General features: G+C 64.5%; 15 protein-coding genes. 6 read left to right on the top strand and 9 right to left on the bottom strand.

Features of this window, described 5'->3' with window-relative positions:
• Window positions 1-71: 71 nt before the first annotated feature.
• The 4 genes from SO180_RS01520 to fliL are packed head-to-tail and all read right to left on the bottom strand — an operon-like array spanning window position 72 to window position 3,033.
• Window positions 72-848: a MotE family protein gene (locus SO180_RS01520; protein ID WP_449377078.1), complete on the bottom strand. Its 777-nt coding sequence runs from the start codon at window positions 846-848 to the stop codon at window positions 72-74.
• A gap of 9 nt (window positions 849-857) precedes the next feature.
• On the bottom strand, window positions 858-1,304 hold the full coding sequence (locus SO180_RS01515) for a DUF6468 domain-containing protein (RefSeq protein ID WP_449377077.1): 447 nt from the start codon (window positions 1,302-1,304) through the stop codon (window positions 858-860).
• Window positions 1,301-2,503, bottom strand: coding sequence for a flagellar motor switch protein FliM (gene fliM / locus SO180_RS01510; RefSeq protein WP_449377076.1), 1,203 nt, complete (start codon window positions 2,501-2,503; stop codon window positions 1,301-1,303). The genes SO180_RS01515 and fliM overlap by 4 nt, the downstream gene beginning before the upstream one ends.
• A 29-nt stretch (window positions 2,504-2,532) precedes the next feature.
• Complete coding sequence (gene fliL / locus SO180_RS01505) at window positions 2,533-3,033, bottom strand: flagellar basal body-associated protein FliL (RefSeq protein ID WP_449377075.1); 501 nt, start codon at window positions 3,031-3,033, stop codon at window positions 2,533-2,535.
• 387 nt (window positions 3,034-3,420) lie between these two features.
• Here fliL and flgF point away from each other — a divergent pair, with 387 nt between their 5' ends.
• Genes flgF through flgH form a run of 4 tightly spaced genes read left to right on the top strand, consistent with a single transcriptional unit; the run spans window position 3,421 to window position 6,873 of the window.
• Window positions 3,421-4,182: a flagellar basal-body rod protein FlgF gene (gene flgF / locus SO180_RS01500; RefSeq protein ID WP_449377074.1), complete on the top strand. Its 762-nt coding sequence runs from the start codon at window positions 3,421-3,423 to the stop codon at window positions 4,180-4,182.
• A gap of 21 nt (window positions 4,183-4,203) precedes the next feature.
• Window positions 4,204-4,992 (top strand): flagellar basal-body rod protein FlgG, encoded by a 789-nt coding sequence (gene flgG / locus SO180_RS01495; RefSeq protein WP_449377073.1) that lies wholly within the window; start codon window positions 4,204-4,206, stop codon window positions 4,990-4,992.
• 9 nt (window positions 4,993-5,001) lie between these two features.
• Window positions 5,002-6,102, top strand: coding sequence for a flagellar basal body P-ring formation chaperone FlgA (gene flgA / locus SO180_RS01490; RefSeq protein WP_449377072.1), 1,101 nt, complete (start codon window positions 5,002-5,004; stop codon window positions 6,100-6,102).
• A 3-nt stretch (window positions 6,103-6,105) separates the two neighbouring features.
• Entirely contained in the window at window positions 6,106-6,873 is a 768-nt protein-coding gene (flgH, locus tag SO180_RS01485) for a flagellar basal body L-ring protein FlgH (RefSeq protein WP_449377071.1), read from the top strand.
• Window positions 6,874-7,123: 250 nt separating this feature from the next.
• Here flgH and SO180_RS01480 read toward each other — a convergent pair whose 3' ends face one another.
• Both SO180_RS01480 and SO180_RS01475 read right to left on the bottom strand, forming a co-directional pair.
• Entirely contained in the window at window positions 7,124-7,903 is a 780-nt protein-coding gene (locus SO180_RS01480; RefSeq protein ID WP_449377070.1) for a 2-keto-4-pentenoate hydratase, read from the bottom strand.
• An 88-nt stretch (window positions 7,904-7,991) separates the two neighbouring features.
• The gene (locus tag SO180_RS01475; protein WP_449377069.1) at window positions 7,992-9,020 is read right to left on the bottom strand and encodes an SDR family oxidoreductase; all 1,029 of its coding nucleotides are present in this window, start codon (window positions 9,018-9,020) and stop codon (window positions 7,992-7,994) included.
• 94 nt (window positions 9,021-9,114) lie between these two features.
• On the opposite strand from SO180_RS01475, the gene SO180_RS01470 reads away from it, so the two are divergent.
• Window positions 9,115-9,516 carry a winged helix-turn-helix transcriptional regulator gene (locus SO180_RS01470; RefSeq protein ID WP_449377068.1) on the top strand — a complete coding sequence of 134 codons (402 nt, stop codon included), beginning with the start codon at window positions 9,115-9,117 and terminating at the stop codon, window positions 9,514-9,516.
• Between the two features lie 280 nt (window positions 9,517-9,796).
• On the opposite strand, the gene dksA is transcribed toward SO180_RS01470, so the two are convergent.
• Together dksA and SO180_RS01460 are read right to left on the bottom strand one after the other, a co-directional pair.
• Complete coding sequence (gene dksA / locus SO180_RS01465; protein WP_085966600.1) at window positions 9,797-10,162, bottom strand: RNA polymerase-binding protein DksA; 366 nt, start codon at window positions 10,160-10,162, stop codon at window positions 9,797-9,799.
• A 214-nt stretch (window positions 10,163-10,376) separates the two neighbouring features.
• The gene (locus SO180_RS01460; RefSeq protein WP_449377067.1) at window positions 10,377-10,988 is read right to left on the bottom strand and encodes an NAD(P)-dependent oxidoreductase; all 612 of its coding nucleotides are present in this window, start codon (window positions 10,986-10,988) and stop codon (window positions 10,377-10,379) included.
• A 130-nt stretch (window positions 10,989-11,118) separates the two neighbouring features.
• On the opposite strand from SO180_RS01460, the gene SO180_RS01455 reads away from it, so the two are divergent.
• Window positions 11,119-11,490 (top strand): winged helix-turn-helix transcriptional regulator, encoded by a 372-nt coding sequence (locus SO180_RS01455; RefSeq protein ID WP_027526331.1) that lies wholly within the window; start codon window positions 11,119-11,121, stop codon window positions 11,488-11,490.
• Window positions 11,491-11,675: 185 nt separating this feature from the next.
• On the opposite strand, the gene SO180_RS01450 is transcribed toward SO180_RS01455, so the two are convergent.
• On the bottom strand, window positions 11,676-12,089 hold the full coding sequence (locus SO180_RS01450; RefSeq protein ID WP_449377066.1) for a flagellar assembly protein FliX: 414 nt from the start codon (window positions 12,087-12,089) through the stop codon (window positions 11,676-11,678).
• Window positions 12,090-12,314: the final 225 nt, after the last annotated feature.

Raw genomic sequence — 12,314 nt, 5'->3', positions numbered from 1 at the left:
TTTGCCGGCTCCGCTCCACCGCGATACTTCAGCCCCCAGCCCCATCGCGGTGGAGCGGGAAATCCTCCGTTTCAATTCGGCTTTTGCGTCGGGCGGCCCTCAATCTTGGGCAGATCGGCGGCATCGGCAGAGCGGTCTCCGCCGCCACCGGCGCGGCGGGCCATCTCGACCGTCAGCCGCTCGGCGGCCTCGGGCTGCATCAATCCCATGATGTCCGACATCTTGCGCGGCGCGATCTGCGTCGCGATCTCGATCAGCACGCCCATCTCCAGGCGATCGAACACCCGCGCGGCGTCCTTGGGCTTCATGCCCTCGTACATGGTGACGAGGCCCTTGAGACGCTGAGCTTCCGCCGCCTTCTGCTCGGCTGCGGTGGTGGAGATGCGGGCTTCCACCGCCTTCATCTCCTCGACCTTGGACTCGATGCGCTTCTCGGCCGCCTTGAGCAGGCTCTCGCGAATGTCGATCTCGCGCTGGCGTGCTTCGAGCTCCTGGCGACGGTTCTGCAAGCGCTCCAGAATCGCGCGCTCGGCGGGCGAAGTCTGCTCGCGGGATTCTTCCGGCTTGATCACCTGGCCTTCGGGCTTGGTCTCGGGCGCGGCCGGTTTCGGCGCATCTTCCTTGGAAGCCTCCTTCGGCGCGCCGTGCGTCGAGCCGGTGATGTCGGGGTCTTCGCGGCCGGTCGGGAAGTTGAGGTTTTCCTGCGCCCAGGATTTTCTGGTCGTGTTCGGCTGGTAGTCGAACACGTAGCCGCCGTTGATCACGAGGCCCGCGACCTTCAGCATGGCGAGGGCGGCGACTGCGACCAGAACGACGGGAATGACGCGGATGTTACGAAAGGATTTCATGCATCGACTTTATGCGGCAATCCCGTTGGACCTTCTGCGCTCGGAGAATGCTTCGGCAGCCGCCGCCACCGCCTTCGCCGCCGAGGGCTTGACGACGGGGGCTGCGGCAGCTTCCGGATTCGTCACGGGGCGCGCGGCGATGGCGATCTTGGAGAGGCGCCGCACCACGTTGTCGGCCTCGCCGAGCTGGCGATAGAGCTGGTCGGACATCTGCGTTGCGGCGGCGAGCTGGCTGCCGAGATTTTCGTTGACGTCGCGGACAGCGAGCTTCAGCCCCCCGATCGCGCGCTCGGCGATCTCGGTCGCGGTGATCAGCTCGGCGATGACGGCTTTCAGCGAATGCTCGTCCGCCTTCAGCCGCGTCAGCCGCTTGTTGAGCAGGATGCAGTAGCCGATCGTCAGCATCAGGAGGATCGCGACCAGCATCTCGATCGCCATGCCTAAGGAGTGGTTCATGGTGCCTCCATCATCTTGTTCTGCTCGTCGACCTTCTCGAACATCGCAAGTGTCGTACCTGGCTTGCGCAGAGGTTTCGTCACGCGGATCGCGACGCGATCGCCGACGCGTCCCATCCGTCCTTCGGTCAGTGTGACGCTGCCGCAGCGCACGGTCACGTTGGCATCCGCGCGCATGTCCAGCGGCAGCGTGTCGCCGACCTTGAGCCGCATGAGCTGCTTGAGCGGAATGTCGGCCTCATAGAGCACGGCATCGACCGCGATCTCGGCCTGGACGATCTCGGTGGCGAAATGACCTTCCCAGATCGTGTCGCGGCCGAACTTTTCGCCCATGAACATCTGGAGCAGGACGCCCCGGATCGGCTCGATGGTCGCGTAAGGCAGCAGTAGTTCGATGTTGCCGCCACGATCTTCCATGTCGATGCGCAGTCGCACCAGGATCGCGGCGTTTGCAGGACGGCTGATCGCGGCGAAACGCGGATTGGTCTCGAGCCGGTCGATCGTGAAGGTCACCGGCGACAGCGGCCGGAATGCCTGTTCGGCGTCGGCCAGCACCACCTCGACCAGCCGCTTGACCAGCTCGGTCTCGATCGTGGTGTAGGGCCGGCCTTCGATGCGGAGCTGGCTCGCGCCGCGCCGACCGCCGAGCAGCACATCGATCATCGAATAGATCAGGCTGGAGTCGACCACCGCCATGCCGAAGTTTTCCCACTCCTCGGCCTTGAACACCGAGAGGACGGCCGGCAGCGGGATCGAGTTCATGTAGTCGCCGAAACGCACCGAGGTGATGCGGTCGAGCGAGACTTCGACGTTGTCGGAGGTGAAATTGCGCAAGGAAGTCGTCAGCAATCGCACCAGGCGGTCGAAGACGATTTCGAGCATCGGCAGACGCTCGTAGGAGACCATCGCTGAATCGATGATCGCGCGAATGCCGGAATGGTCGTCGAGCGTGACGTCGCCGACGGTGAAGCCGAGGAGATTGTCGATCTCCTCCTGCGAAAGCACCCTCTCGCCTGAATTCTTGCCGTTGCCGAGATCGCGGCTGCCGTCCTCGACCATGGCCGCCCATTGCAGGGCCATGGTCTCGGATAGTTCATTCTCGGCAGCAGCCTTCGCGGCCTCCGCGGGATCCTCGGAATCGAGCGAGGCCTCCCATTGGGCGGCAATCGCATCCTGGTCCATTTGCTCGTTGCCGGCCATGACGCTAGCCCGTTACCTTCCCTGCACCGTCACTGGACCACGACTTCCTTGAACAGCACCGCGCTGACCTGGATCGGCGCGACCGCCGCGTTGACGCGCTTGGTCAGCTCCTCCTTGAGGCGGAAGATGCCGGCGGAGCCATTGAGGTCGGAGGGGCGCAGCTCCCGGACATAGGTCTGGAAGATGTCGGTGACGCGCGGCATCGTCGGCTTGATCGCCTCGATCTGCTTCTCTTCCTTCAATTCGAGCACGATCTTCAGCCGCAGATATTGCACGCGCTCTCCTGGCGCGCCGGCGAGGTTGACCATCATGTCGGGCACGTCGACGAAGGCCGGCGGTTTCGGTGGCGGCGCGGCCTCGGCATGGTGCTCGTCGTCGCCATGACGGAAGAGGAAGAACCAGGTTGCCGCGCCGCCGCCGAGAATGGCGAGCGCTGCGACCGCGATGATGATGAACTTGAGCTTGTTCTTCGGCGGGGCCGCCTCGGTGCCGTCAGTGGCTGCGCCGCCTTCCGCTTCGTTCTCTGCCATGGTCGCCGCGCTCGCTCACTATCAAGGATCTGAGAAAGCGAAGCCTTCTGGTCGGCCAGTGACGCGATACAACTGCCCCAGCGCGCAACGCGCTCCTCATAGCTGCAAACGGTACGGTAATCATGGTTAACAGAACCTTTCGATTGCCCCTGCGCTAGGAAAAATCTGCCGGGCAAACATGGTCAACAGAACCTTTCTGCCGCCCCTCGCTCGCCCCTCCAGAACACCTAAGCGCCTGCGAATGCGTGATTTTCTGCGTTGGCACGGCTTTCGCTGAGGAAAGGCCGAGACCGGACGGTTTGGGAGAGCCCGAAGGTCTCATCGACGGGTCGGCCAAGACGCTTGGGAGAGCGGCGAAGCAGGACCTCCACAGGGGAGAACCATCCGATGCAGAACGCGCTTCTGGTCGGTTTATCGCGGCAGATGACGTTGGAGCGGCAGATGGATGTCATCGCCAACAACGTCGCCAATGCCAACACCAACGGCTTCAAGGCCGATCGCACGCTGTTTGAGGAATTCCTCAACTCCGGCGCGCGTGAGGACAATTTCGTCGGCTCCGACCGCCGGGTCTCCTATGTGCAGGACCGCGGCACCTTCCGCGATGTCGGCCAGGGCCCGATGGAGGAAACCAAGAACCCGCTCGACCTCGCGGTCGACGGCAATTCCTATTTCGCGGTGCAGACCGCCGGCGGCGAGCGCTACACCCGCGACGGCAAGTTCTCGCTCAACAACCAGGGCCAGCTCGTCACCTCGGACGGCAATCTCGTGCTCGGCAATGCCGGCCCGATCACCTTCCAGCCGACCGACCACGACATCAACGTCGCGCCCGACGGCACGGTGACGGTGCTCGAGGGCACCGCCCGCGTCGACTCCATCCGCGGCAAGATCCGCATGGTCGCCTTCGACGATCCGCAGAGGCTCGCCAAACAGGGCGCCAATCTCTACGCCCAGGGTTCCGCGAACCAGCAGGCCGACACCAAGTCCACCGTGCGCCAGGGCTACATCGAGAAGTCGAACGTGAACGCGGTCGGCGAGATGAGCCGGATGGTCGAGGTGATGCGGATGTACACCCAGGTCGCCAACCTGCTGCAGCAGCAAAGTGACATGCACAAATCGGCGATCGAGAAGCTCGCCGACGTTCCAGCGTAACGCCATCAGGAGACGATTGACATGCAAGCGCTTCACACCGCTGCGACCGGAATGGCGGCACAGGAACTCAACGTGCAGGTCATCTCCAACAACATCGCGAACCTGCGCACCACCGGCTTCAAGAAGCAGACCGCGGCGTTCCAGGATCTGATCTACGAGCACATCCGCCGCGTCGGCGCGCAGTCGTCCGACCAGGGCACCATCCTGCCGGTCGGCGTCGATATCGGCGGCGGCGTCAAGACGGTCGGCACGCCGCGCAGCATGACGCAAGGCACGCTGTCGCAGACCGGCAACGACCTCGATCTGGCGGTCTCGGGCGAAGGCTTCTTCAAGATTCTGATGCCTGACGGGACCTACCAGTACACCCGCGACGGCACCTTCCAGATGGACAACCAGGGCCGCATCGTCACCGCGCAGGGCAATCCGGTGCAGCCGACCATCACGATCCCGAACAACGCTTCGGGCCTCACCGTCAACGTGCAGGGCCAGGTCTCGGTGACGCTGCCGGGCTCGTCGACCTCGTCCATCATCGGCCAGCTCGCGCTGACGCGCTTCATCAACAAGGCGGGCCTCCAGCCGGTCGGCAACAACCAGTTCACCGAGACGCCTTCCTCCGGTGCGCCGCAGGACGGCACCGCGAGCTCGGAAGGCTACGGCACGATCACGCAGGGCAGCCTCGAACAGGCCAATGTCGACGTCGTCTCGGAGATGAGCGACCTGATCGCCGCCCAGCGCGCCTACGAGATGAACGCCAAGGTGATCAGCGCCGCCGACCAGATGATGCAATCCACCACGGCGCTGTTCCGCTAGGGAATGACGATGATGCGCAAGACCATCACCACCCTCGCCGCCCTGCTCGCGCTGTCAGCGCCGGCATGGGCCGCCGACGACGGCATCGCGCCGCCGACGCTGCGCGCCAGCATCACCGTCACCTCCGACGTGGTGCGGGTCGGCGATCTCATCGACAATGCGGGCTCCGCCGCACAGATCCCGGTCTATCGTTCGCCTGATCTCGGCACCACCGGCGCGCTGCCGGTCGCCAACGTCCTGAGCGTGTTGCGTGCCAAGCAGGTGATCGGCGTGATGACCGGCGACCTCAAGGAGGTCACGGTCACACGGCTCGCGCGCACGCTTGCCAACAAGGACCTCGAGCTCGCGGTCGCCTCCGCGCTCGAGCGCCGCTTCGGCCTTGGCGACGCCGCCAACATCACGGTCACATTCGATCGCGGCATCTCCGACGTGCGGCTGGACGCCTCCAACACCGGCGCGCTCCAGGCGACCGCCACACGCTACGACGCGCGCAGCGGCCGCTTCGACCTGACCTTCGAGATCAACAACGAGAACAGCCTCGCGCCGACCAAGCTGCGCCTCACCGGCACCGCGATCGAGACCGTGGAGGTTGCGGTGCTGAGCCGCGACATCGACCGCACCGAGATGCTGAAGTCGTCCGACGTCGTGCTGGAGCGCCGCCCGCGGGCGGACGTCCAGGGGGAAGCCGCCTCGCGCGAGCGCGCGGTCGGCATGCAGCTCCGTCATCCGATGCGGGCGGGCACCCCGATCCGCGTCGCCGACATCGCAAAGCCCGACCTCGTGCAGCGCGACCAGAACGTCACCATCATCTACCAGGTGCCGGGCCTCTACCTCACCACCCGCGGCAAGGCGGTCGACAGCGGCTCTGAGGGCGATACCGTATCCGTCCTCAATATGCAGTCCAAGCGCACGCTCCAGGGCATCGTCACCGGCCGCGGCCAGGTCACGGTGCAGGGCGCGAGCCAGTCCGCGCCTGCCGCGCCCGCGGTCGAGCAGACCTCATCGCTCAAGCGCGAGGAGACGCCCTCAGCGGCCGCCCTCGCCCAAAGCCTGATCCAGGCCCCGGTTTCGCCAACCCAGATCGCGCAAGCACAAGCCAAGTCAGAGTAAGTCATGTCCAAGTTCAGTTCCGCGGCCCGTCTTCGTCGTATCGCCCTCTCCGGCGCGCTGCTCGCAACCTTCGCCTTTGCGAGCGGGTGCTCCTCGATCGACCGTCTGTCGCAGATCGGCGAGCAGCCGAAACTGTCCGCGATCGACAATCCGACGACGCAGCCCGGCTACAAGCCGGTGCAGATGCCGATGCCGAAACCGGAAGTCGCCTCCTACAATCCGAACTCGCTGTGGCGCAACGGCAGCCGCGCCTTCTTCAAGGACCAGCGCGCCCATCAGGTCGGCGACCTCCTGACGGTGACCGTGAACATCACCGACAAGGCCAACCTCTCCAACGAGACCCAGCGCAGCCGCACCAACTCCGAGGACTCCGGCATCACGGACTTCATCGGCTCGAAGACGCTCGGCGTGCAGGCGCAGAAGGTGCTGCCCGGCCGCATCCTCACCGCCGACTCCACCGCCTCCAGCGATGGCAAGGGCTCGGTGCAGCGCCAGGAAGCGTTGCAGACCAACGTCGCCGCCGTCGTCACCCAGGTGCTGCCGAACGGCAACCTCGTGGTCGAAGGCAAGCAGGAGATCCGCGTCAACTACGAGATCCGCGAGCTCGTGGTCGCCGGCATCGTCCGCCCCGAAGACATCCAGAGCGACAACACCATCGATTCCACCAAGATCGCCCAGGCCCGTATCGCCTATGGCGGCCGCGGCCAGATCATGGACGTGCAACAGCCGCGCTACGGCCAGCAAGTGATGGACGTGCTGCTGCCCTTCTAAGAGTTTCTTCAAGAGCTCCCACATCTCGTTGTGAACCTAGGCACAACGCGATGTTCTACGCGGCCTCCGGTAGCTCCCCTGCCGGAGGCCGCATGAGTTTTTGGGCGACGCGCCCCGTGCTCAACTGTCATCGCCCGACTTGATCGGGCGATCCAGTACTCCGAGACAGCAGAGATTCAATCGATGGGCCGTGGCGTACTGGATTCCCCGCCTTCGCGGGGAATGACTGCGGAAGAGGAGGCTATAGCCCTCACGTGAACTTCGCCTCCACCACGCCCAGTCCGTCCAGCTCCATCCGCACCTTGTCGCCCGCCTTCAGCCACAGCGTTTTCACGAGGCTGCCGGTGAGCACGAGCTGGCCGGCGTGCAGGCCCTTGCCTTCGGCGGCGAGATGATTGGCGAGCCAGGCGAGTGCGTTGTGGGGATGGCCGAGCACGTCGGCGCCGATGCCCTTGCCCGCCTCCTCGCCGTTGACGAGGGCGCGGCCAGCGACTGCCCGCAGATCGGGTACATTGGCACGGTCGAGTGTGGCGCCAAGCACGCAGCCGGCGGCGAAGAAATCATCCGCGATCAGCGTCGGCGCGCCCATGGTCTCCCACTTCACGTAGCGGTCGTCGACGATCTCGATTGCGGGAGCGTAGGCATCGACCGCCTCTCCCACCCATTCGGCGGTGAACGGCGCCTCGCTAGGGGCAAGGTCGCGCTTGAGCCGCACGGCGATCTCGCATTCGACGCCGACGCGCACATAGTCGGAAGCGGCCAGTTTTGCGCGGCTGTCATATACGACCTTTTCGAACACGCCACCGGCGCAGGGATGGTCGATCTGCATGTAGTCCTGCATGACCTGGCTGGTGCAGCCGATCTTGTAGCCGACCAGCGCGCCGACATGGGGCAGCAGCAGGTCGTGCAGCGCGCCCTGGATCTTGTAACCCTCCGCCTCATCCCTGGGTGGAACCTCGAGCGGCGCGAGCGGAGCGTGGTTGCGGCGCGCTAGCGCGATCTCCTTCGCGGCTGCGAGAATTCTGTCCATCGGCGCCGACTCCCACGCTACGCAACTCGAGGCAGCACTTCAGCATCCCCGCCCCCGCCTGACAAGCGCTGCGGCTGCGCCCGGCCGGTCACGCCTTGACGAGGCCAAGCCGGATCAGGCTCTCGGCCGAGCTCAGGATCGCCTCGTCGTTGGAGCGCGCCTGCCAACCGAGCAGCCGCACCGCCTTGGCGCTGGTCGACCGCCGCACCTTGCCAAGCATCGGCAAGGTGTAGCGCAGCATGGGAACGCCGGTCGCCGCGAGGCGCACCAGCCAGTCCGGCGCCTGGAAACGTGGAACCCGGCGCGCCGCCGGCCCCAGCTCCCGCCTCAGCACATTGGCGATGTCCAGGAGCGACAGCGTCTCGCCAGCGACCGCGATGAAACGCTCGCCCTTGGCCTCGGGCGCGCTCATTGCCCGCAGATGCAGGTCGACCACGTCACGTACGTCGACCAGACCAAAATAGATCCGCGGCACCGCCGGCATGGCGCCGTTGAGCAGCAATTTGACGATCTCGATCGAGCCGGAGAAATCCGGCCCCAGCACCGGACCGAAAATGCCGGTGGGATTGACGACGGCGAGCTCCAGTCCGCCTCCCTCGTGGGCGACGAAATCCCAGGCCGCCCGCTCGGCCAACGTCTTGGATTTGACGTAGGGCTGGACGTCGTCGCCGTCGAGATTGGTCCAGTCGCTCTCGTCGAATGGCGTGGTGCGCGGCGGATGGCCGTAGCCGATCGCGCCCAGCGACGAGGTGATGACCACGCGCTTGACGCCCGCCTCGCGCGCGGCATGCAGCACCCGCAGCGTCCCGTCGCGGGCCGGGATGATCATCTCGTTCTCGTCCCTGGGGACCGTGGTCGAAAGCGGCGAGGCCACGTGCAGGACGTAGTCGCAGCCTACAACCGCCTCACGCCAGCCCTCGTCGCTGGTCAGGTCGGCGGTGAAGAAGGTGAGCCGCTCGGCCGGATCGACACCGCCCTCGCGCAGCATCGCCAGCACATCAGCCTGCCGGTCCGGTCGGCGGACCGTGGTCCGCACCTCGTGGCCTGCGGCCAGCAATTGCAGGACGGCATGGATGCCGACGAAACCCGATCCACCCGTGACCAGAACAGTGCTCATGTCGCAAACCCTTCGCTCGCGGGCCGGCAAATTTGTCCGACCGGACCCTGCTGCCGGCCGCATCTGGTCACTATCTGCGGAACGCACAAGTAGAATGAAATTCGAGACCGGTATGGAAAACCCGACCACCTCGCTTTGCGACGGCGATTGCGACTGCGCCCCCGATCCCATCCTGCTCGGCGACTTCAAGCGCGCGATCCATGCGGTCGGCGGCAAATGGAAGCTCGAGATCCTGTTCGCGCTGATGAACGGGAGCATGCGCTTCGGCGCCTTGCGGCGGTCGGTCGCCGGCATCACCCAGCACATGCTGACCACGCAGCTGCGCGAGCTCGAGCGAGACGGCCTCGTCTCGCGGACCGCCTTTGCCGAAAAGCCGTTGCGGGTGGAGTATGAGCTGACCGATGCGGCCTATGGCCTGCTGCCTGCCTTCAAGGAGTTGTTGAGCTGGTCCAGGCTCTATGGCGGCGCGCGCCCCGCGCTCGCGCAGGATGCGTGATGACGGCGATGTTTCGTGCCGCCGGTCGCATCTTTAGCAGTCGAGTCGATCCCGTTGCTCCGACTCGCAAAAACATCCTCACCCGAAGTGAAGGCTCTTTCGCATGCGAGCTCACGTGAGCCGGAAGGAGTTGCGTCTAGCCCCTTGATCGCGATTCATTTTTCGCGATTGTCACCGCGGGCTTCGGTGCGCGCCCTGATCGGCGCAAAAACTCAAGCACGGCGCGACGCTACGCGCCAGATGCATCGTTCATGAGGAACCGCGGATTGCGGCTCAACTCCTATTCGTCGCGATAGACCTTCTCGCGCTTCTCGTGGCGCTCCTGCGCTTCCACCGACAGCGTTGCGATCGGGCGGGCTTCCAACCGCTTCAACGAGATCGGCTCGCCGGTCTCTTCGCAATAGCCGTAGGTGTTGTCCTCGATGCGCTGGAGCGCGGCGTCGATCTTGGCGATCAACTTGCGCTGGCGGTCGCGGGCGCGGAGTTCGATGGCACGGTCGGTTTCGGACGAAGCCCGATCAGCGAGATCGGGGTGGTTCACGTTCTCCTCCTGCAGGGCTTGCAGGGTGAGCTTGGACTCTTTGAGGATCTCATCCTTCCAGGCGAGGAGCTTCAAACGGAAGTACTCCTTCTGCCGGTCGTTCATGAAAGGCTCTTTTTCGGTCGGTCGGTAATTTTTCAACTTTTCCAAGGGCGGCCTATTCTTTTTTAAGCAACGACTCGCAACGGACAGGGTCCGTTGAGCCGGGCTTATATAGCGGCCTCCTGTGACAGACAATATTTCCCTGATCTTGGCGTTACCGCCCCCAAGTCCTTGCACCGGCAGCTTTATCGGCAAGCGCCTGGGGGCGGTTATCCACTCAATAACCGACCGTGAAACGCTTCCGCAGGTGCGAAGGCCGATCGATCTCGTCGGCCAGCGCAATGGCGTAATCGGCGAATGTGATCCAGCTCTTTCCGCTCGCATCTGCGAGAAGCTGGTCGGTCCCAAGCCGGAACTTGCCGGTCCGCTCACCCTCCACGAACAGGGCCGAGGGCGAGATGAAGGTCCAGTTCAGCTCCTTGTCCTGCCGCAGCAGGTCGAGGAACGCGGAACCTTTCTCCGCTTCGGCCTTGTATTGGGCGGGAAAACCGGGGGTTGTGACCAGTTTCACGCCGGGGGCGACTTCGAGGCTGCCGGCACCGCCAACCACGAGGTAGCGGCCAACCTTCGAGTCCTTGGCGGCGCCGATCAGCTTGTGCGGGTCGCTGGCGAGAAAGTGAACGGAACTGATGGCGACGTCATGCCCGGCCCAGAGCTTGGCGAGCCCGGCTTGGTCGAGGACATCGCCCTTGGTCGGGGTGACGTTCGGCAGTTGAGCGATCTTCTCCGGGTTCCGGGCAATGGCGGTGACGGCGTAGCCGCGGCGGGACAGCTCCTTGGTGATCTCCGAACCGGCCCGGCCCGAGGCCCCAGTGACTGCGATTTTCATGGAAGGCTCCTTTGCTTCTGTGGTAACTAGTGGTGACTAGATATCGCAAAGAATGCTGGTGTTAAGAGAGCACTTTCGGCTTACCTGCTTACGCAGGAGTAACCGGAACAGATCGCGAGGAACGAAGACAATGAAGCCCGATGTCTACGCAGCCAATTGCCCTACACGCCAGATCCTCGATCGCGTCGGCGACAAATGGGCGGTGCTGATCCTGTTGCTGCTGCGTGAGGATGCGATGCGTTTCAATCAGTTGCGCCGGACGATTGAAGGCATTTCGCAGAAGATGTTGAGCCAGGTTCTCAAATCACTCGAACGCGACGGATTGATCAAGCGCCGCGCCATCGCAACCGTTCCGGTGACGGTCGAGTATTCGATCACGCAGCTCGGGCTGACGTTAGCGGCCGCCGTCGATCCCCTGCGCGACTGGGCCGAGCAGAACCTGAAGGACGTCCTCGCTGCACAGCGCCGCTACGACGCGCAGCAGAAGCAGGAGGCGGCCTAACTACCGTTCAAGGTGCGTAAGCAGCCGCCGCAAAACTCTGCTGTCATGCCCCGCGAAGGAAAGCGGGGCATCCAGTATTTTAGAGGCAGCGAGATACGTAACAAGGGCCACGGCGTACTGGGTCGCCCGGTCAAGCCGGGCGACGACGCGAGGAGAGAGTCTTCACAGCGGCTGAGAACCGCGGCTCAGCCCTGCCCGGCCTTTGCGAGCTCGACCTCGACGCGCAGCTCGATCTCGGAGAGCACGGCATCCAGGCCGGGATCGCCGGATGACGATTTGAGGTTCGCTGCCGCATCGCGCAGGCGCATCACCGTCGAGGCGTCGAGGTTGCCCGACAGCAGTCCCATCTTGAGATCGTCGAGCACGTCGAGTGCGGTCTTGCCGCGGGCGACCGAGCGCTTGCGCCGCTCGACCGGGTCCTCCTCGATGCCCTGCAGCGCAAGCAGCGCATCGATGTTGGCGGCGGCCTTCGGCGCGGACGCGGACTTGGTCTCCTGCGTCGAGGAGGTGTCGGGCAGCACAAAGCTGCCGGAGCTCGTCCGCCTGGCCTGGCTGGCGGGCGCTCCAAGCGTGGTGCCGTTCGGTCCGTAGATGCGCATCGCAGGAATCCGCGTGATCGTTGACCGCAGCTTCGCCGCATTATGGTTAATGAGGCGTAAACAGCCCGGCAAAATCTGCCGACAGGCGGCAGTTTCGCTCCGTAAGGCGAACATCGGCTGGCGCCGATGCAGTTCAATTTAATCAACCTATTCAATCAACTAGCTTCATCGCACCACGCTGGCACAGCGCTCGCATAGAGAGGTTCGGACCAGCTCGTCATGGGA

The organism is Bradyrhizobium sp. UFLA05-112 (assembly GCF_053572325.1).
The sequence above is the reverse complement of the archived record's forward strand: the minus strand, read 5'-3'. Positions and strand labels throughout refer to the sequence as shown.

Coding starts and splice junctions, on each gene's coding strand:
- SO180_RS01520 (WP_449377078.1), bottom strand. CDS start 848: ATGAAATCCTTTCGTAACATCCGCGTCATTCCCGTCGTTCTGGTCGCA.
- SO180_RS01515 (WP_449377077.1), bottom strand. CDS start 1,304: ATGAACCACTCCTTAGGCATGGCGATCGAGATGCTGGTCGCGATCCTC.
- fliM (WP_449377076.1), bottom strand. CDS start 2,503: ATGGCCGGCAACGAGCAAATGGACCAGGATGCGATTGCCGCCCAATGG.
- fliL (WP_449377075.1), bottom strand. CDS start 3,033: ATGGCAGAGAACGAAGCGGAAGGCGGCGCAGCCACTGACGGCACCGAG.
- flgF (WP_449377074.1), top strand. CDS start 3,421: ATGCAGAACGCGCTTCTGGTCGGTTTATCGCGGCAGATGACGTTGGAG.
- flgG (WP_449377073.1), top strand. CDS start 4,204: ATGCAAGCGCTTCACACCGCTGCGACCGGAATGGCGGCACAGGAACTC.
- flgA (WP_449377072.1), top strand. CDS start 5,002: ATGATGCGCAAGACCATCACCACCCTCGCCGCCCTGCTCGCGCTGTCA.
- flgH (WP_449377071.1), top strand. CDS start 6,106: ATGTCCAAGTTCAGTTCCGCGGCCCGTCTTCGTCGTATCGCCCTCTCC.
- SO180_RS01480 (WP_449377070.1), bottom strand. CDS start 7,903: ATGGACAGAATTCTCGCAGCCGCGAAGGAGATCGCGCTAGCGCGCCGC.
- SO180_RS01475 (WP_449377069.1), bottom strand. CDS start 9,020: ATGAGCACTGTTCTGGTCACGGGTGGATCGGGTTTCGTCGGCATCCAT.
- SO180_RS01470 (WP_449377068.1), top strand. CDS start 9,115: ATGAAATTCGAGACCGGTATGGAAAACCCGACCACCTCGCTTTGCGAC.
- dksA (WP_085966600.1), bottom strand. CDS start 10,162: ATGAACGACCGGCAGAAGGAGTACTTCCGTTTGAAGCTCCTCGCCTGG.
- SO180_RS01460 (WP_449377067.1), bottom strand. CDS start 10,988: ATGAAAATCGCAGTCACTGGGGCCTCGGGCCGGGCCGGTTCGGAGATC.
- SO180_RS01455 (WP_027526331.1), top strand. CDS start 11,119: ATGAAGCCCGATGTCTACGCAGCCAATTGCCCTACACGCCAGATCCTC.
- SO180_RS01450 (WP_449377066.1), bottom strand. CDS start 12,089: ATGCGCATCTACGGACCGAACGGCACCACGCTTGGAGCGCCCGCCAGC.